Genomic DNA, 18,180 nt, shown 5'->3' with positions numbered 1-18,180 from the left:
ATGGAAATGGATCTGAACAATCGCCTGACCGAAGACGAAACGCTCGAGCAGGCCTATGACATTTTTCTCGAACTGGCGGTTGATAACCTCGATCCCGCAGACGTGATCCTCTTCAATCTGCAGTTCGAAGAGCGCGGCGGCGCCGAATTGTTCGACCCTTCAGAAGACTGGGCTGAACACGTGGACTTCGACCTGAATCCTGACTTCTTTGCCGAAGTGGTGATTGGGCTGGCCGATGAAGATGGCGGCGAAATTAACGATATTTTTGCGCGCGTCCTGCTGTGTCGTGAGAAAGACCATAAGCTGTGCCATATACTCTGGCGCGAATAGTAAAAAAGGCTGCGATTGCAGCCTTTTTTATTTACTCCGGCAATTCGCTGCCGCAGCGGTGACAAAAGCGCGCGTCATGTTCATGCTCGCCCTGCTGGCAATGCGGACATTTGCGCAGCTGTTTGCGGCTTTGAAATGCACTGCTCATGTGCGTGGTAATAAGCCCGGTCGGAATGGCAATCACCGAATAGCCAATCAAAATCAGCACTGAAGCCACAATGCGGCCCAGCGGCGTATGGGGAGTAATATCACCGTAACCCACGGTCGTGACGGTCACAATCGCCCAGTAGACGGACGCGTTGAGCGTCGTAAAGCCATATTTTGGCCCCTCGATTAAATACATCAGCGCGCCAAAAACAATCATGACAATGGCAATAAACGAGTAGAACAGGATCAGCTGATGCCGCGCGCTGACGATCGCACTCCAGAACACGCGTAAAGACGGCATAAAACGCAGTAGCTTCAGAATACGTAATACGCGAATCACGCGCATGGCTCGCCAGGCAAAGACATAGCTCAGGCTAATCTCCGGCCACAGCCACATCACATAGAGCGGCAGGATGGTGGCTAAATCGATAAAGCCCCAGAAGCTAAAAACATACCTGGCCGGGTTGGGCCAGGCTATCACTCTGAGGAGATATTCAGCGGTAAAGACCAGGGTTATCGCCAGCTCAAGCCAGACAAAGATATGCCATTCGTCATACGTCAGGTGATATTGCGTCCCGGCACCCGATTCAATAAAGATGACCACCACGCTGAGTAGCGCAAACAAACCGCAAAGCCCTTCAAAGCGTCGTCCGGATACCGTTTCAGGATCGAATAAAAAATGATAGAGCCGCCGGCGGGCGGACGTGAATAAACGCGACACAGTAACCTCGCAAATAATAAGGGCTGACATCATGTCAGCCCTTGCGATTATAACGGGTCTACTTTCAGGCAGGAAACCGCATGTCGGAAACTGCCTTCCAGAACCGGTCGCGTTTTCGCGCATTCCGGCCCGGCCATTGGGCAGCGCGTGCGGAACACGCAGCCTGACGGTGGGTTAATCGGGGAAGGCAATTCCCCTTCCAGAAGCTGGATGGTCTTATTCTTTTCCAGGTCGGGATCGGGGATCGGCACCGCCGACATCAGCGCTTTGGTGTAAGGATGCAGTGGATTGTGGTACACCTCGTCATAGGTGCCCAGCTCCACGGCATGGCCCAGGTACATTACCAGCACGCGGTCAGAGATGTGTTTTACCACGGCCAGGTCATGCGCGATGAAAATCAGCGACAGCCCCATTTCGCGCTGCAGCTTCTGCAGCAGGTTAACCACCTGCGCCTGAATGGACACGTCCAGCGCGGAAACCGGCTCATCGCAGATAATGAGCTTCGGTTCGAGGATCAGCGCACGGGCAATGCCGATACGCTGGCACTGACCGCCGGAGAATTCGTGCGGATAGCGGTTGATGAGGTTAGGCAACAGGCCGACTTTCAGCATCATCGCCTTCACGCGGTCGCGCACTTCCTGACGAGACATCTTTGGATGATAGGTCCGCAGCGGCTCGGCAATAATCTCACCGATGGTCATACGCGGGTTTAATGACGCCAGCGGATCCTGGAAAATCATCTGGATATCGCTGCGCACCTCGCGCCACTCGTCGGGCCTCATGCCAAGCAGATCTTTACCCAGCCAGGCGACCTTACCGTCGGTGGCTTTGACCAGACCGATAATCGCACGCGCAAAGGTTGATTTACCGCAGCCGGACTCGCCCACCACGCCCAGGGTTTCCCCTTCGTACAGACGCAGCGTAACGCCGTCTACCGCTTTCAGGGTCTTCGGCGGCTGCCAGAACCACTGTTTGCCGTCTTTGATATCGAAATGCACCCTAAGGTCAGCGATTTCGAGCAGCACGTTGCGTTTTTCATCTAATGCGTTCATACCAGCTCCTCCTGCGGCTTAAAGCAGGCGCGCAGACGGCCTGGTGCAAACTCTTCCAGCGGCGGCGCGCTGTTGCAGATTTCCATCGCGTGCGGGCAGCGCGGCTGGAACGGACAGCCTTTTGGCAAACGCAGCAGGTTTGGCGGGTTGCCCGGAATGGTAAGCAGGGATTCCCCTTCCGCATCCAGACGCGGCACCGCGTTCAGCAGGCCAATCGAGTACGGGTGCGCAGGCTGATAAAACACGTCGCGCGCTTTGCCGTATTCCATGGTTCGACCGGCGTACATCACCAGCACTTTGTCACAGATGCCCGCCACCACGCCCAGGTCGTGGGTGATCATGATAATCGCCGTGTTGAACTCACGCTTCAGCTCGTTCAGCAGGGTCATAATTTGCGCCTGAACGGTCACGTCCAGCGCGGTGGTCGGTTCGTCGGCAATCAGCAGTTTTGGCCGGCACAGCAGCGCCATTGCAATCATTACGCGCTGACGCATACCGCCAGAGAACTCGTGCGGGAACATGCGCATGCGCTTGCGCGCTTCCGGCATTTTCACCGCATCCAGCATTTTGACCGACTCTTCAAAGGCTTCGGCTTTGCCCAGGCCTTTGTGCAGCATCAGGACTTCCATCAGCTGCTCACCGACGCGCATGTACGGGTTCAGTGAGGTCATCGGGTCCTGGAAAATCATCGAGATCTGCTCAGCGCGCAGCTTGTTCAGCTCGTGTTCCGGCAGGTTGAGAATTTCACGGCCGTTGAATTTTGCAGAACCGCCAATCACTCCGTTAGCGGCCAGCAGGCCCATCAGCGCAAAGGCGGTCTGAGATTTTCCGGAGCCGGATTCACCCACGATCCCCAGCGTTTCGCCCGCGCGCAGGTTGAAGTTGAGATCGTTGACGGCGGTTACATCTCCGTCCGGCGTTTTAAAGGTCACGCGGAGGTCTTTCACGTCCAGCAGAAGATTATTCTGCTGTTGCACCAGTGGCGCAGTGGCCGTTTCAATAATTGTCATGACGGCGCTCCTTAACGGTCTTTCGGGTCGAGGGCATCACGCAGGCCATCGCCGATAAAGTTAAAACAAAACAGGGTAACGACCAGGAAGCCAGCCGGGTATAACAGCAGCCACGGTGACACTTCCATTGAGTTGGCACCATCGCTTAGCAGCGCGCCCCAGCTGCTCAGCGGCTCTTGCGTACCCAGACCGAGGAAGCTCAGGAAAGATTCGAACAGGATCATGCTTGGCACCAGCAGCGAGGCATAGACCACTACCACGCCCAGCACGTTAGGAACGATATGGCGAACCACGATATTCCCGGTAGAGACGCCGCCGACCTGTGCGGCTTCGATAAACTCTTTGCGCTTAAGGCTCAGCGTCTGGCCGCGAACAATACGCGCCATATCCAGCCAGGAAACCATCCCGATGGCCACGAAGATCAACAGGATATTCTGACCGAAGAAGGTCACCAGCAGGATGACGAAGAACATAAACGGGAAGGAGTTCAGGATTTCCAGCAGACGCATCATCACCGAGTCCACTTTGCCGCCAAGGTAGCCGGACAGTGAGCCATAGAGCGTCCCGACGATCACCGCCACCAGCGCGGCAGCGATACCTACCATCAGCGAAATACGGCCACCGATAGCAACGCGCACCAGCAGATCGCGCCCCGAGGAGTCCGTGCCAAAATAGTGGCCTGATTCCATATCCGGCGCGCTGGACATCATGCCCCAGTCCGTATCGAAATAGGTAAACTGCGACAGCATCGGTGCCAGGGTTACGAATAGCGCGATGATCACCAAGACTATCAGGCTGGCAACCGCAGCCCTGTTATGCATAAAGCGACGGCGCGCATCCTGCCAGAGGCTACGACCTTCCACTTCCAGTTTTTCACTGAAGTTTTCCAGCGCCTCGCTGTTTTTCTTACTCAACATCATGGCGTGCTCCAGTTAGTAACGGATTTTCGGATCGATGACGGCATACAGCACATCGACGATAGCGTTAAAGAGAATGGTGAGCGCACCGACAAGAATGGTCAGGCTCAGCACCAGCGAATAGTCGCGGTTGAGCGCGCCGTTAACGAACAGCTGGCCAATGCCCGGCAGGCCGTAGATTGTTTCGATAACCATCGACCCGGTGATGATCCCGACAAATGCCGGTCCCATGTACGAAAGCACGGGCAACAGCGCCGGCTTGAGCGCGTGGCGGAAGATAATCCGACGCATCGGCAGCCCTTTCGCGCGCGCGGTACGAATGAAGTTTGAGTGCAGCACTTCGATCATTGATCCACGGGTGATACGCGCAATACTGGCGATGTACGCCAGAGATAATGCCACCATCGGCAAAATCATGAACTTCAATGCCCCGCCGTTCCAGCCGCCGCCCGGCAGCCACTTCAGCGTGATGGCAAATATCATCACCAGTAATGGCGCGACAACGAAGCTGGGTATCACTACCCCGGTCATTGCCACCCCCATTACGGCATAATCCCATTTGGTATTTTGTCTGAGCGCGGCGATAACGCCTGCGGTGACCCCGAAAACGATGGCCAGAATGAATGCCGCAGCACCCAACTTCGCCGAAACCGGGAAGCTGGACGCCACCAGGTCGTTAACGGAATAGTCTTTGTATTTAAATGACGGTCCAAAATCGCCGTGAGCCAGCTGCTTCAGATAATTGAAGTACTGAGTGGAGATAGGATCGTTTAAGTGGTATTTCGCTTCGATATTCGCCATGACTTCTGGCGGCAGCGTACGCTCACCGGTGAATGGACTTCCCGGCGCAAGGCGCATCATGAAGAAGGAAATCGTGATGAGAATAAATAGCGTTGGAATCGCTTCAAGACAGCGACGTAGGATAAATTTCAACATTGCCCGTACCTTCTGGCGTGTGCCTATATTATGTGACGTTGGTTAGACACCGTGGGGCGAGCATGCCCGCCCCACTCATTGCCATTAATGCTTGATAATATACAAGTTTTTAACGTAGATATTATCCATCGGGTCTTTACCGGTGTATCCACCTACCCACGGTTTCACCAGACGGGCGTTAACGTAGTAGTAAACCGGAACGATCGCGGAATCTTTATCCAGCTGCTGCTCGGCTTTAGAGTACAGTTCTGTACGCTGTGCTTCGTCAGTGGTTTTCAGCGTGTCGCCAATCAGCTTGTCGAACGCCGGGCTCTTATAGTGAGCGGTGTTGTTCGAGCTGTCGCTCAACATGGTGTTCAGGAAGGAGGTCGGTTCGTTATAGTCCGCACACCAGCCTGCACGCGCCACGTCAAAGGTGCCCTGATGACGGCTGTCGAGGAAGGTTTTCCACTCCTGGTTCTCCAGCTTCACGTTCGCGCCCAGGTTCTTTTTCCAGATCGACGCGACGGCGATAGCCAGTTTTTTGTGCAGGTCTGACGTGTTGTACAGCAGGCTGAAGGTCAGCGGCTTATCCGCGGTATAGCCCGCTTCGGCCAGCAGTTTCTTCGCTTCCGCGTTACGCTGTTCCTGCGTCTGTTTGAACCAGTCTGGCTCGGTCAGTTTTGCGCCATCGGTATAAGGAGGGGTGTAGCTGTATGCCGGGAGATCGCCCTGGTTTTTCACCTTATTCACGATGATATCGCGATCCAGCGCCAGCTTCAGCGCGGTACGGACACGTACGTCGGTGAACGGTGCTTTCTGATTGTTGATTTCATAATAGTAGGTGCACAGGTACGGATCGACGTGAACTTCTTTAGGGATCTCTTTTTTCAGTTTCTGGAACAGCTCAATCGGCATGTTGTTATAGGTCATGTCGATTTCACCGCTGCGGTAGCGGTTGACGTCAGTCACTTCGGACGAAATTGGCAGGTAGGTAACCTGATTAATAACGGTTTTTGCGTTATCCCAATACTGCGGGTTACGGTCAAGCACCATACGTTCGTTGACCACCCAGTCTTTCAGCTTATAGGCACCGTTGGTCACGATATTGGCAGGCTGGGTCCATTTTTCACCAAATTTTTCTACGGCGGATTTTGGTACCGGGGAAACGGACGGGTGAACCAGCAGCTTATAGAAGTACGGAACAGGTTCGCTCAACGTCACTTCAAAGGTATTGGCATCGATCGCTTTCACGCCCAAATCGGTTACCGGTTTTTTGCCCGCGATGATGTCATCAATATTGGCAATATGGCCATATTGCAGGTAGCTCGCATACGGAGAGGCGGTGGTTGGATTCGCCAGACGCTGCCAGCTATAAACGAAATCTTCAGCCGTGACCGGCGTACCGTCAGACCATTTCGCATCTTTGCGCAGATGGAAGGTCCAGACTTTGAAATCTTTGTTTTCCCATTTTTCTGCCACACCCGGTGCCGGGTGGCCGTCTACGTCAGTCACCAGCAGGCCTTCGAACAGGTCGCGGCTAACGTTAGACTCAGGAACACCTTCAATTTTGTGCGGGTCAAGAGACTGAACTTCCGCACCGTTGTTACGCACCAGCGTCTGCTTCTCCGCCAGTTGAACACCTGCAGGAACGTCCGCAGCCATTGCAGCGTTCCCCGCGATTAGCGCAGTTAAAATCCCCGCCGCTACCAGATTTTTTTTTGTGATGATGGACATTGTGTTGGTACTCCACTCATTATAATGACTGGCCTTCGCCAGCTGTGTAATCCCCTGTTGGGGCCTGTACAGCGCAGGAGTTTTTTTTGCTGCTGTCAGGTTCTTCTTTTACTGCTTGCTATCACCGACTTTTTTATTACTGACCGCTCGTATGGCCGTCTTGCGTCGATTCTTCACAGGCCTCCCCTGTTTGAGACCTGCGCTGGATACCTGAGAAGAGAACCCTATGACAATAATTCTCATCTGCTTGTTTTATGCTGCAAAATAGTAGGCCGGAAAGTATCAAATGGCGTAAACGCGCGCCAATACATTTTGCAAATTTGTTAAGCAATTCTCTTTTACGGTGAGTACCGCATCGTTGAGGGCAGCCATGCCGGACATCAAACATCATTAAAAAAACATGATATTCAATAAGATAGAGAAAATTTTCTCTACGAGCGCGTCGCTGCGCTATCATCGAGTGATTTTGTACAAAAAATTAACAACTGATTATTATTTAGCACATTCATCTAGGGGAATGTTGAAATTACTAATATCATTTCGGTTATCTCTCAGCAAGCCCCAGAGTATCATGTGAGTAAAATAACAGAGCGATTGAAGATTTTCTGCGCAGGCGATTTGAGAGGGAATTAATAACTTATTGAAATACAAGTAATGAACATTATTAGTAGAATTTATTATGACATGTGAGCATTTCAACTTTAGTTATAGGATTTACTGATAATGACGTAAAAAAACGGAGCCGCTGCTCCGTTCTTTCATATGAAATATCAGTGCAGCAAACCGGGGAAAATGCTTTTAATACCCGTGACAATGAATTCAATGCCTAATGCCATCAGCAGCAGGCCCATGATACGCGTTATGACGTTAATACCGGTCTGGCCTAACAAGCGCACCAGCCAGGGGGCCATGCGGAATACGCCCCAACAGCAGAGCGCGAAAAGCGCAATGGCGACGGAAAAGCCAATCAGGTGCATCAGGCTATGGTAGCGCGTACCCCAGACAATGGTTGAACTGATGGCACCAGGTCCGGCCATCAGCGGTAAAGCCAGCGGCACCACGCCAATACTTTCGCGGATAGCGGTTTCTGACTTCTCCTGCTTGTTCTGTTTATCCTCACCCAGCTTACCGCTGATCATCGACATGGCGATGGTCACGACCAGGATCCCACCCGCGATGCGGAAAGAGTCAATTGAGATCCCGAAGATCTGAAGAATGGCGTCCCCCAGAAAAAGCGAGGTGAGCAAGATGATGGCCACTGACAGGTTCGCGGTGAGGTTGGTTTTATTCCTGGCCGCCGCCGTCTGGTAACTCGTCATACTAATGAAGACAGGAATGATCCCCACCGGGTTGACCAGGGCAAACAAACCAATAAAAAATTTAAAATACGTTGGAAAATCAAAGAGCGTTTGGATCACGTTTTGCTCCGCTTATACACATGCCCTGGATTGACAATTTGTCGTGAGAAATCGCGCTGAAGATACCCTTTTTATCAGCACACTTCACTTGAAATCTGTACCAAAACGTTATCATTTCAGGATGTTAAACATATGTATAATCAATGATAGCGCCACTTCCAATACTTACTTAATTATTTAACACTGGAAAAATCAGCACAAAATAACCCTGCTGAAAGGTATCAGCTTGGGGGAAAATTGACACAGATCATGATTTTCGTACCCAGAAGTGAGTAATCTTGGTTACGCCCCCAGGGAGGTCACCTGAAAAAATGGATGATGCTAAGGTAAGGCTCTTTTAGTAAATTAGTGTGCCGACGCACAAAGTAACTCATTGTTTTACTTTGTGTTACGCAAGTCGTATCGGCTCTGTCTATACTGTGTGACGTATCGAGCGCTGGTTTACTAAAAGAGTTTAAACATTATCAGGAGAGCATTATGGCTGTTACTAATATCGCTGAACTGAACGCCCTCGTCGAGCGCGTTAAAAAAGCCCAGCGTGAATATGCCAATTTCACCCAAGAACAGGTTGATAAAATCTTCCGCGCGGCCGCACTGGCTGCTGCAGATGCTCGAATCCCTCTCGCTAAAATGGCCGTTGCCGAATCCGGCATGGGTATTGTCGAAGATAAAGTGATCAAAAACCACTTTGCTTCCGAGTATATCTACAACGCCTATAAAGATGAGAAAACCTGTGGCGTGCTGTCCGAAGACGACACCTTCGGTACTATCACCATCGCTGAACCTATCGGTATCATCTGCGGTATCGTTCCAACGACTAACCCAACGTCTACTGCTATCTTCAAATCACTGATTAGCCTGAAGACCCGTAACGCAATCATCTTCTCTCCACATCCGCGTGCCAAAGACGCAACCAACAAAGCTGCGGATATCGTCCTGCAGGCGGCTATCGCTGCGGGTGCACCAAAAGACCTGATCGGCTGGATCGACCAACCTTCCGTTGAGCTCTCCAATGCCCTGATGCATCACCCTGACATTAACCTGATTCTGGCGACCGGTGGTCCTGGCATGGTTAAAGCGGCATACAGCTCCGGTAAACCCGCTATCGGCGTGGGCGCAGGTAACACTCCTGTTGTCATCGACGAAACCGCTGACATCAAACGTGCCGTTGCATCTGTACTGATGTCCAAGACCTTCGATAACGGCGTAATCTGTGCATCTGAACAGTCTGTTGTTGTTGTCGACTCCGTATACGATGCCGTTCGCGAACGTTTCGCCAGCCACGGCGGCTACCTGCTGCAGGGCAAAGAGCTGAAAGCAGTTCAGGATATCATCCTGAAAAATGGCGCGCTGAACGCCGCTATCGTGGGTCAGCCAGCCTACAAAATTGCTGAACTCGCAGGCTTTACCGTTCCGGCAACCACTAAGATCCTGATTGGTGAAGTGAAAGTTGTTGACGAAAGCGAGCCGTTTGCACATGAAAAACTGTCTCCAACGCTTGCCATGTACCGTGCTAAAGATTTCGAAGACGCGGTAGAGAAAGCTGAGAAGCTGGTTGCCATGGGCGGTATCGGTCACACATCATGTCTGTACACCGACCAGGATAACCAGCCAGAGCGTGTTGCCCACTTCGGTCAGATGATGAAAACTGCCCGTATCCTGATCAACACCCCTGCTTCTCAGGGTGGTATCGGTGACCTGTACAACTTTAAACTCGCACCTTCCCTGACTCTGGGTTGTGGTTCCTGGGGTGGTAACTCCATCTCTGAAAACGTTGGTCCAAAACACCTGATCAACAAGAAAACCGTTGCTAAGCGAGCTGAAAACATGTTGTGGCACAAACTTCCGAAATCTATCTACTTCCGCCGTGGCTCTCTGCCAATCGCGCTGGATGAAGTGATTACTGATGGCCACAAGCGTGCGCTCATCGTGACTGACCGTTTCCTGTTTAACAACGGCTACGCTGACCAGATCACCTCTGTGCTGAAAGCGGCTGGCGTTGAAACTGAAGTGTTCTTTGAAGTTGAAGCTGACCCTACCCTGAGCGTTGTGCGCAAAGGCGCTGAGCTGGCTAACTCCTTCAAACCAGATGTGATTATTGCACTGGGTGGTGGTTCCCCAATGGACGCCGCGAAAATCATGTGGGTCATGTACGAACATCCTGAAACCCACTTCGAAGAACTGGCGCTGCGCTTTATGGACATCCGTAAACGTATCTACAAGTTCCCGAAAATGGGCGTAAAAGCGAAAATGATCGCGGTTACCACCACTTCCGGTACCGGTTCAGAAGTGACGCCATTCGCAGTGGTAACAGATGATGCAACCGGTCAGAAATACCCACTGGCTGACTATGCACTGACCCCAGACATGGCTATCGTTGATGCCAACCTGGTCATGGAAATGCCTAAGTCACTGTGTGCATTCGGTGGTCTGGATGCGGTCACTCACGCCCTGGAAGCCTACGTTTCTGTACTGGCGTCTGAGTTCTCTGACGGTCAGGCTCTGCAGGCTCTGAAACTGCTGAAGGAAAACCTGCCAGCGTCCTACAACGAAGGGTCTAAAAACCCGGTAGCACGTGAACGTGTTCATAGTGCAGCAACCATCGCCGGTATCGCGTTTGCGAACGCCTTCCTGGGTGTTTGCCACTCTATGGCGCACAAGCTGGGTTCACAGTTCCACATTCCTCACGGTCTGGCGAACGCCCTGTTGATCAGCAACGTTATTCGTTATAACGCGAACGACAACCCAACCAAGCAGACTGCGTTCAGCCAGTACGACCGTCCGCAAGCACGTCGTCGTTATGCTGAAATTGCAGACCACCTTGGTCTGAGCGCACCGGGCGACCGTACTGCTGCGAAGATTGAGAAACTGCTGGCATGGCTGGAAAGCCTGAAAGCTGAGCTGGGTATTCCTAAATCTATCCGTGAAGCGGGCGTACAGGAAGCTGACTTCCTCGCTCACGTAGACAAGCTGTCTGAAGATGCATTCGATGACCAGTGTACCGGTGCTAACCCGCGCTACCCACTGATCTCCGAACTGAAACAGATCCTGCTGGATACCTACTACGGTCGTGAGTTCAAAGAAGGTGACGTTGCCGCTGTGAAAACAGAAGCCCCTGTCATCAAAGCTGACAAGAAAGCGAAGAAAAGCGCTTAATTGACTGCCAAAGAAAAACCCGCCTTTATGGCGGGTTTTTTTATGTCTGAATAACTGAGCTGACGTTATTGCCTGTTATCGTGCTGAATGGCCGTCAGAGAGCCTACAGACAACGCTTCCTTATAATGCTTACGACAGACCGATACGTAGCGTTCATTGCCGCCTATGACCACCTGCTCACCATCTGCATAGGGTTTTCCGGCCTGATCGAGACGAAGCACCATACTGGCTTTACGACCGCAGAAGCAGATCGTTTTGAGTTCGACAAGTTTATCAGACCAGGCGAGCAAATACTGACTCCCGGCAAAAAGCTCACCGCGGAAATCCGTGCGCAGCCCGTAACAAAGTACGGGAATATCAAGCTCATCAACCACCTCAGAAAGGGCATGAACCTGTTCGCGCGTCAGAAACTGGCTCTCATCGACCAGAACACAGTGAATAGGCTTTGCAGCATGTTCTGTGCGAATGTCTTCAAACAGATCGGTTTTCGGGTTAAACAGCCTGGCAGGCGACGAGAGCCCTATTCTGGAGCTCACCTTCCCTGCGCCAAAGCGATCGTCAATTTCAGCCGTATAAACAACGGTGCGCATCCCTCGTTCCTGGTAATTGTACGAGGATTGCAGCAGTGCGGTGGATTTACCGGCATTCATCGCCGAATAGTAGAAATAAAGTTGTGCCATTGGCCGTAAAACCCTAATCAATGTGTAATATTCCCGATGAGTCATTGTACCATATTTTGTCTGGTCATCAGCGATATGGCGCACAGAGGGTGCGGTTCAGCGCGGAGTTCGGAACCGTCTGCTAACGAAAATAGTCCGTTAAAACATGAAGTAAACGCATTCAGCCAGGCCAATATGTTATATGTTCAGCCAGACATAACACTTCTTTTTATAGTGGAATCACCATTCATTAAAATTCACCATTTATTAACTATTTCAGCGTTTACATCGCGGGCGGGAACTAATACAAAAGGCTGATATTTATCCGTCGCAACTATAATTCCTGCGGTAAATGTCACAAAAAAAAGATGCAATCGACCGGGTTAAGCAGGTTTACGTGATAACAAGCGAGACTGTCGGAGGATGAAATTTAAGTTAGCGTAATTAATAATAGTGCCATTATTTAGTATTTTTTGAATTCCTTACATTCCTGGCTATTGCACATCTGAATTTATGGCTCTATTATTAGGTCAACAAACCACCCCCCATTATAAGTTTGAGATTACTACAATGAGCGAAGCACTTAAAATTCTGAACAACATCCGTACTCTTCGTGCGCAGGCAAGAGAATGCACCCTCGAAACGCTTGAAGAAATGCTGGAAAAATTAGAAGTTGTAGTTAATGAACGTCGCGAAGAAGAAAGCGCTGCTGCTGCTGAAATCGAAGAGCGTACTCGTAAACTGCAGCAGTACCGTGAAATGCTGATTGCTGATGGTATCGATCCAAATGAATTGCTGAACAGCATGGCTGCAGCTAAAACCGGTACCAAAGCCAAGCGTGCTGCTCGTCCTGCTAAATATAGCTACGTTGACGAGAACGGCGAAACTAAAACCTGGACTGGCCAGGGTCGCACTCCTGCTGTTATCAAGAAAGCCATGGATGAGCAAGGTAAACAGCTTGATGATTTCCTGATCAAGGACTAATCACGCCACATTCAGAAAAATCCCGCGTAATGCGGGATTTTTTTTAACCAAAATTTATCGCAAACATCCCCTTACATTCTGTCATGAAGCGTTATTCGGTGTTTTCAAAACGCTTACAATCTAGAGGGCTACCGGCGTGTGATGGGCATAAAAAAACCGGTGGGCATCGCCTCACCGGTTTAGAACATTTGCAGCCGTGGCTTATTTCTTAATACCTACGCTCTCTTTGAGCCAGGTTTTAAATTCTTCACCAAGGGTATTGTGGCGAATACCATATTCGACAAACGCCTGCATATAACCCAGCTTATTACCGCAGTCGTGGCTCTTACCTTTCATATGGTAAGCCTCAACGGTCTCTTTCTCGATCAACATATCGATAGCATCGGTCAGCTGGATCTCATCACCCGCTCCTGGAGGCGTTTTCGCCAGCAGAGGCCAGATTTCAGCGCTCAGGACGTAACGACCTACAACGGCCAGGTTAGAAGGGGCTACGTCGGCTTTAGGCTTCTCTACCACGCCAACCATAGGTACGCTTTCGCCCGGCTCAAGGTTAACGCCTTTGCAGTCAACCACGCCGTATGCCGTTACGTCTTCAACAGGTTCAACCATAATCTGGCTGCTACCGGTTTCGTCGAAACGTTTGATCATCTCAGCCAGGTTATCCTGAGAAAGATCGGATTCGTATTCGTCCAGAATAACGTCAGGCAGAATGACCGCGACGGGCTCATCACCCACAACAGGATGTGCACACATAACAGCGTGGCCCAGACCTTTAGCCAGTCCCTGACGAACCTGCATAATGGTTACGTGCGGAGGGCAAATAGACTGAACTTCTTCTAACAGCTGACGCTTAACGCGTTTTTCCAGCATGGCTTCAAGTTCAAAGCTTGTATCGAAATGGTTTTCGATAGAGTTTTTTGATGAATGCGTAACCAGCACAATTTCCGTAATGCCAGCTGCGATACATTCATTAACGACATACTGGATTAACGGTTTATCAACCAGAGGCAGCATCTCTTTAGGAATCGCCTTAGTTGCTGGTAACATCCTGGTCCCCAATCCCGCTACCGGGATGACGGCCTTTCTGACTTTCGAATTTAGGGCAGCCATTCAAATTCTCCTGAGCTGTTCAAGTTTTGAACTTTTATGCAATAAATAACGCGTTGAGTATATCAGCCTCGCCCCGCAGTCCGGGTCCGAAAAGAACGCGTTGCCGATCAATTAGGACAAATACGCATGAAACTGGGCAGCGATAGTAGCACTCCCCGTAAATCACAGGTAAAGCAATCTTAAAATTAAGATCCAATTGCTTATTCCGTGGACAACATTAAGCGTAACCTTCCCCCGGCGCCCCAAATTTGGCACTGCCAGGAGGAACAGCGGTGGCTAATTTGATTAAGGTAAGCCGTTCCCAGTGTTCCAAGGGGCACACCGTTACTCACCTGAATATGGTGTTCACCGGTATTCAGTGATGCATTGAGACCCGCTGAAACGAGGATCAGATTTTTTAAACCGCTGTGGTAATAGCCAACCAATAGCGGGAACTGTCCCGGCAAATTGGCCTGGCGAAAAAGCTGGTTAACCTGTTTGAGTAAACTGCCTAACTCCGGCAGCCGCTGTCCCTGATGGGATAACTGTTCCTGCAGCAAACCATTAAATAACGCACGAAGAAGTAAGGCGGCTAATACACCGTTATCCCCCGCCCGCGTCACGTCCAGAGAATAAAACGCGAGGTCGGAATCCGAAAGAGGTGCGATATCCAGCACCAGTCCAGGCTGATCGGCCGCCACCAGCTGGCGATAATTTACGCGACAGTGTGAAATAGTCTGCTGTACGGGCGGCTGGAGTTCTTGCAACAGTTTCGCTGCGGCAGGCGGATTACTCACCAGGGCATCCCAGTCCTGGAAAAGACGCTCCTCTTCCTCAACACGGGAATTAAACATATTGGGATAAAGGCACGCTAAAACCGTTTCACGTAGCCGGTTCAGATCCTTAACCGGCTTAAGCAGAATATCCTGAACGCCAAGACGCAACGCTTTGGCGATATCCGCCATATTCTCTGTGGCAGAAATCACCAGAATCGGCATCTGAATGCCTTCGTTACGCAGATGTTCAACCAGCTTCAGTCCATTCATGCGCGGCATCGCAATATCGCAGATCATCAAATCGGGCGTAATGCCGATCATTTTTTCCAGCGCGTCGATGCCATCTTCAGCCAGTGAAGTGATTGCTCCCAGCGAGGATAACCACGAATCCAGTAGCGATCGGAAAACGGGCTCGTCTTCAACAATCAAAATGTGTTTTCCGGCCAATGGCTGCGTCATGGTTCCTCCCCTGGCTGACAGTAACTAAATAGTGGCATGCGATCGGCACTATCGCCTGTCAGATTTTGCTGAAGTAATCAAAAAAAGGTGCTCAACGTGCTGCTTGCACAAAAGGCAACAGTTCGTCCATTTTCTTTTCGACGGCTAACGAGCCCGCTGCGATGGCGGCCTCAGCCCGATGGAAATCAAGGGTAGATATTTGCGGACAGTAAGGCTGAATAAGAATATCTGGCGGGTCGCCCGCCATGCGATTGCGCTTAAGGCGATTCTCCAGCACCTGGATTGACGTGGTCATGATTTCCATCGCCGTCGGCGCGGCAACCGAGCGACGTGCGGCCATACGCCCGATTCTGCCGCGCAGGCGCTCGTGCCAGGCCAGCTTCTCGCCCTCGGTATCTTCGCTCTGGAGATTGACCGGCATAAGGTCCTGTTGCATCAGGTGGGCATCGTGCTGCAGGTCGACGGCAATGACAATATCCGCCCCCATTGCACGGGTCAGAGAGATGGGAACCGGATTTACCACACCACCGTCGACAAGCCAGTAGCCGTTGTGGGGGACAGGCGCCATGAGCCCCGGAATACTGCAGGAGGCCCGCACGGCAAGATGGATATCCCCTTCGGTCAGCCAGAGTTCGCGTCCCGTGCTGAGGTTCGTCGCGACGGCGCCGAAGGGCAACTGGCAATCAGTGAAGTTTTCGAGAGGCATAACCTGGCGGAACTGGTTAAAGACGCGTTCGCCGCGTAATAGTCCACCACGCTGCCATGAGAGATCCATTAGACGCAGCACGTCCCAGTAACTGAAGGAGCGCACCCACGTCTCAAGCTCCGGAAGCTTCCCGCACGCGTAGGCGGAGCCGACAAGCGATCCTATTGAGCATCCTGCGACAATATCTACGTTAATGCCCATCTTGTTTAAGGCATTGATCACGCCGATGTGTGACCATCCGCGGGCTGCTCCTGAGCCCAGCGCCAGTCCAATTTTAACCTTTCTCATTAGCCCTGTTTTACTTCCCCTGGATTCCTGACATAGCGTCAACGCAACAGCTCAGTTAACATAGTGCTACCCGAAGCGTTTAACGCCTTTATTTTTTGTTCCAGGAAGAGAATCGTGTCTCAACTCTGCCCTTGTGGTAGCGCTCTGGAGTATAGCCTATGTTGCCAGCGATATCTTTCTGGCGATCGGGTTGCACCAGAGCCGTCACACCTCATGCGTTCACGGTATGCTGCTTTTGTGATCAAAGACGCAGACTACCTGATTAAAACCTGGCACCCGTCCTGTCGCGCTGCGGAATTCAGACAGGATATCGAAGCCGGGTTCGCGAACACGCAATGGCTCGGCCTTACCGTCTATGAATCCTCAACCGGCAGTCATGCTGATGAAGGTTACGTCAGCTTTGTCGCCCGTTTTACCGAGAATAATAAACCGGGTGCCATTATCGAGCGTTCCCGTTTCTTAAAGGAAAGCGGGCAGTGGTATTATATTGACGGAACGCGCCCGCAGTTTGGTCGTAACGATCCCTGCCCATGTGGTTCAGGTAAAAAATTTAAAAAGTGTTGCGGGCAGTAACGTCCGACAACCCAGATTTCGCAAATACAAACAGGATTTCCCGGCAATGCAATCATTACAACGTAAAGTTCTGCGCACCATCTGTCCCGATCAAAAAGGGCTGATCGCACGAATTACCAACATTTGCTACAAGCATGAACTGAATATCGTGCAGAACAACGAGTTCGTTGACCACCGCACCGGTCGTTTTTTCATGCGTACCGAGCTGGAAGGGATTTTCAACGACACCACCCTGCTTGCCGATCTGGACAGCGCGCTGCCGGAAGGTTCGGTGCGTGAGCTAACCCCCGCAGGCCGCCGCCGCGTCGTCATCCTCGTGACCAAAGAAGCACACTGCCTGGGCGATCTGCTGATGAAGGCCAACTACGGCGGTCTGGACGTAGAAATTGCGGCCGTAATCGGTAACCACGAGACGCTGCGCACGCTGGTCGAGCGCTTTGATATTCCGTTCGAGCTGGTAAGCCACGAAGGGCATACCCGTGAAGAACACGACGACCTGATGGCGCAGGCCATTGAAGCGCATAACCCTGACTACGTCGTGCTGGCGAAATACATGCGCGTGTTAACGCCCTCCTTCGTGGCGCGTTTCCCGAACAAGATCATCAACATTCACCACTCGTTCCTGCCGGCCTTCATTGGCGCACGTCCCTACCACCAAGCCTACGAACGCGGCGTGAAGATCATCGGCGCGACCGCGCACTACGTAAATGATAACCTGGACGAAGGTCCCATCATCATGCAGGACGTGATTCACGTGGATCACACCTACACTGCCGAAGATATGATGCGTGCCGGGCGTGACGTTGAGAAAAATGTGTTAAGCCGTGCGCTGTATCAGGTGCTGGCACAGCGGGTCTTTGTCTACGGTAACAGAACCATCATTCTTTAATCTTATGGAAAATGAATTGATTAGCTTTGCGCCTTTACGGATAAAAAGCAGGCAAACAGCGTCATTTCTCTAAAGGAAAGCTTTACAGGGGCGTCTCATTTGATATGATGCGCCCCGCTTCCAGCAGGAAGCAGGCCAGTTAAAAGCATTACCCCGTGGTGGGGTTCCCGAGCGGCCAAAGGGAGCAGACTGTAAATCTGCCGTCATCGACTTCGAAGGTTCGAATCCTTCCCCCACCACCATCTCTCAGCGTTACCTCAAAATGTGTATTACCCCTGGTGGGGTTCCCGAGCGGCCAAAGGGAGCAGACTGTAAATCTGCCGTCATCGACTTCGAAGGTTCGAATCCTTCCCC

General features: G+C 51.5%; 16 protein-coding genes and 1 tRNA gene. 6 read left to right on the top strand and 11 right to left on the bottom strand.

All coding sequences use genetic code 11. The features are described 5' to 3' along the window. Positions 1-330 carry an HI1450 family dsDNA-mimic protein gene (locus L6R44_RS01450; protein ID WP_006810881.1) on the top strand — a complete coding sequence of 110 codons (330 nt, stop codon included), beginning with the start codon at positions 1-3 and terminating at the stop codon, positions 328-330. A 31-nt stretch (positions 331-361) separates the two neighbouring features. Here the strand turns inward: L6R44_RS01450 and L6R44_RS01445 are convergent, their stop codons facing one another. From L6R44_RS01445 to L6R44_RS01415, 7 genes are all read right to left on the bottom strand, one after another. Then, on the bottom strand, positions 362-1,231 hold the full coding sequence (locus L6R44_RS01445; protein WP_237422996.1) for an ion transporter: 870 nt from the start codon (positions 1,229-1,231) through the stop codon (positions 362-364). A 14-nt stretch (positions 1,232-1,245) separates the two neighbouring features. After that, positions 1,246-2,250: a murein tripeptide/oligopeptide ABC transporter ATP-binding protein OppF gene (gene oppF, locus L6R44_RS01440; protein WP_237422995.1), complete on the bottom strand. Its 1,005-nt coding sequence runs from the start codon at positions 2,248-2,250 to the stop codon at positions 1,246-1,248. After that, the gene (locus tag L6R44_RS01435) at positions 2,247-3,260 is read right to left on the bottom strand and encodes an ABC transporter ATP-binding protein (protein WP_237422994.1); all 1,014 of its coding nucleotides are present in this window, start codon (positions 3,258-3,260) and stop codon (positions 2,247-2,249) included. The genes oppF and L6R44_RS01435 overlap by 4 nt, the downstream gene beginning before the upstream one ends. A gap of 11 nt (positions 3,261-3,271) precedes the next feature. Beyond that, positions 3,272-4,180, bottom strand: coding sequence for an oligopeptide ABC transporter permease OppC (gene oppC, locus L6R44_RS01430; protein ID WP_025756556.1), 909 nt, complete (start codon positions 4,178-4,180; stop codon positions 3,272-3,274). Positions 4,181-4,192: 12 nt separating this feature from the next. Then, on the bottom strand, positions 4,193-5,113 hold the full coding sequence (gene oppB, locus L6R44_RS01425; protein WP_008502786.1) for an oligopeptide ABC transporter permease OppB: 921 nt from the start codon (positions 5,111-5,113) through the stop codon (positions 4,193-4,195). 84 nt (positions 5,114-5,197) lie between these two features. After that, the gene (oppA, locus tag L6R44_RS01420; protein ID WP_032641029.1) at positions 5,198-6,829 is read right to left on the bottom strand and encodes an oligopeptide ABC transporter substrate-binding protein OppA; all 1,632 of its coding nucleotides are present in this window, start codon (positions 6,827-6,829) and stop codon (positions 5,198-5,200) included. 770 nt (positions 6,830-7,599) lie between these two features. Further along, entirely contained in the window at positions 7,600-8,247 is a 648-nt protein-coding gene (locus L6R44_RS01415; protein ID WP_032641031.1) for a YchE family NAAT transporter, read from the bottom strand. A 477-nt stretch (positions 8,248-8,724) separates the two neighbouring features. Here L6R44_RS01415 and adhE point away from each other — a divergent pair, with 477 nt between their 5' ends. Continuing rightward, the gene (gene adhE, locus L6R44_RS01410) at positions 8,725-11,403 is read left to right on the top strand and encodes a bifunctional acetaldehyde-CoA/alcohol dehydrogenase (RefSeq protein WP_028013432.1); all 2,679 of its coding nucleotides are present in this window, start codon (positions 8,725-8,727) and stop codon (positions 11,401-11,403) included. Positions 11,404-11,468: 65 nt separating this feature from the next. On the opposite strand, the gene tdk is transcribed toward adhE, so the two are convergent. After that, the gene (tdk, locus tag L6R44_RS01405; RefSeq protein ID WP_032641036.1) at positions 11,469-12,083 is read right to left on the bottom strand and encodes a thymidine kinase; all 615 of its coding nucleotides are present in this window, start codon (positions 12,081-12,083) and stop codon (positions 11,469-11,471) included. A 549-nt stretch (positions 12,084-12,632) separates the two neighbouring features. Between tdk and hns the strand changes: the two genes are divergently transcribed. Then, positions 12,633-13,046, top strand: coding sequence for a histone-like nucleoid-structuring protein H-NS (gene hns, locus L6R44_RS01400; protein ID WP_008502781.1), 414 nt, complete (start codon positions 12,633-12,635; stop codon positions 13,044-13,046). 201 nt (positions 13,047-13,247) lie between these two features. On the opposite strand, the gene galU is transcribed toward hns, so the two are convergent. The 3 genes from galU to rssA form a co-directional block, all read right to left on the bottom strand. After that, positions 13,248-14,156, bottom strand: a complete 909-nt coding sequence (gene galU, locus L6R44_RS01395; RefSeq protein WP_008502780.1) for a UTP--glucose-1-phosphate uridylyltransferase GalU — start codon at positions 14,154-14,156, stop codon at positions 13,248-13,250. A 200-nt stretch (positions 14,157-14,356) separates the two neighbouring features. Beyond that, positions 14,357-15,370 carry a two-component system response regulator RssB gene (rssB, locus tag L6R44_RS01390; RefSeq protein WP_237422993.1) on the bottom strand — a complete coding sequence of 338 codons (1,014 nt, stop codon included), beginning with the start codon at positions 15,368-15,370 and terminating at the stop codon, positions 14,357-14,359. Positions 15,371-15,461: 91 nt separating this feature from the next. Continuing rightward, positions 15,462-16,364: a patatin-like phospholipase RssA gene (rssA, locus tag L6R44_RS01385; RefSeq protein ID WP_032641040.1), complete on the bottom strand. Its 903-nt coding sequence runs from the start codon at positions 16,362-16,364 to the stop codon at positions 15,462-15,464. A 114-nt stretch (positions 16,365-16,478) separates the two neighbouring features. Between rssA and L6R44_RS01380 the strand changes: the two genes are divergently transcribed. The 3 genes from L6R44_RS01380 to L6R44_RS01370 all read left to right on the top strand — a co-directional run bounded on the left by L6R44_RS01380 (position 16,479) and on the right by L6R44_RS01370 (position 18,068). After that, complete coding sequence (locus L6R44_RS01380; protein ID WP_032641041.1) at positions 16,479-16,937, top strand: YchJ family protein; 459 nt, start codon at positions 16,479-16,481, stop codon at positions 16,935-16,937. A gap of 46 nt (positions 16,938-16,983) precedes the next feature. Further along, positions 16,984-17,826 (top strand): formyltetrahydrofolate deformylase, encoded by an 843-nt coding sequence (gene purU, locus L6R44_RS01375; RefSeq protein ID WP_023335983.1) that lies wholly within the window; start codon positions 16,984-16,986, stop codon positions 17,824-17,826. A 157-nt stretch (positions 17,827-17,983) separates the two neighbouring features. Next, a tRNA-Tyr gene (locus L6R44_RS01370) sits at positions 17,984-18,068 on the top strand. Positions 18,069-18,180: the final 112 nt, after the last annotated feature.

The organism is Enterobacter cloacae complex sp. ECC445, from assembly GCF_021892025.1.
GTDB lineage: Bacteria > Pseudomonadota > Gammaproteobacteria > Enterobacterales > Enterobacteriaceae > Enterobacter > Enterobacter chengduensis.
This window is presented reverse-complemented; position numbering and strand designations above follow the sequence as displayed.

Bases quoted from the DNA above. Each gene is read 5' to 3' on its own strand.
- L6R44_RS01450 (WP_006810881.1), top strand. From the start codon at position 1: ATGGAAATGGATCTGAACAATCGCCTGACCGAAGACGAAACGCTCGAG.
- L6R44_RS01445 (WP_237422996.1), bottom strand. From the start codon at position 1,231: ATGATGTCAGCCCTTATTATTTGCGAGGTTACTGTGTCGCGTTTATTC.
- oppF (WP_237422995.1), bottom strand. From the start codon at position 2,250: ATGAACGCATTAGATGAAAAACGCAACGTGCTGCTCGAAATCGCTGAC.
- L6R44_RS01435 (WP_237422994.1), bottom strand. From the start codon at position 3,260: ATGACAATTATTGAAACGGCCACTGCGCCACTGGTGCAACAGCAGAAT.
- oppC (WP_025756556.1), bottom strand. From the start codon at position 4,180: ATGATGTTGAGTAAGAAAAACAGCGAGGCGCTGGAAAACTTCAGTGAA.
- oppB (WP_008502786.1), bottom strand. From the start codon at position 5,113: ATGTTGAAATTTATCCTACGTCGCTGTCTTGAAGCGATTCCAACGCTA.
- oppA (WP_032641029.1), bottom strand. From the start codon at position 6,829: ATGTCCATCATCACAAAAAAAAATCTGGTAGCGGCGGGGATTTTAACT.
- adhE (WP_028013432.1), top strand. From the start codon at position 8,725: ATGGCTGTTACTAATATCGCTGAACTGAACGCCCTCGTCGAGCGCGTT.
- tdk (WP_032641036.1), bottom strand. From the start codon at position 12,083: ATGGCACAACTTTATTTCTACTATTCGGCGATGAATGCCGGTAAATCC.
- hns (WP_008502781.1), top strand. From the start codon at position 12,633: ATGAGCGAAGCACTTAAAATTCTGAACAACATCCGTACTCTTCGTGCG.
- galU (WP_008502780.1), bottom strand. From the start codon at position 14,156: ATGGCTGCCCTAAATTCGAAAGTCAGAAAGGCCGTCATCCCGGTAGCG.
- rssB (WP_237422993.1), bottom strand. From the start codon at position 15,370: ATGACGCAGCCATTGGCCGGAAAACACATTTTGATTGTTGAAGACGAG.
- rssA (WP_032641040.1), bottom strand. From the start codon at position 16,364: ATGAGAAAGGTTAAAATTGGACTGGCGCTGGGCTCAGGAGCAGCCCGC.
- purU (WP_023335983.1), top strand. From the start codon at position 16,984: ATGCAATCATTACAACGTAAAGTTCTGCGCACCATCTGTCCCGATCAA.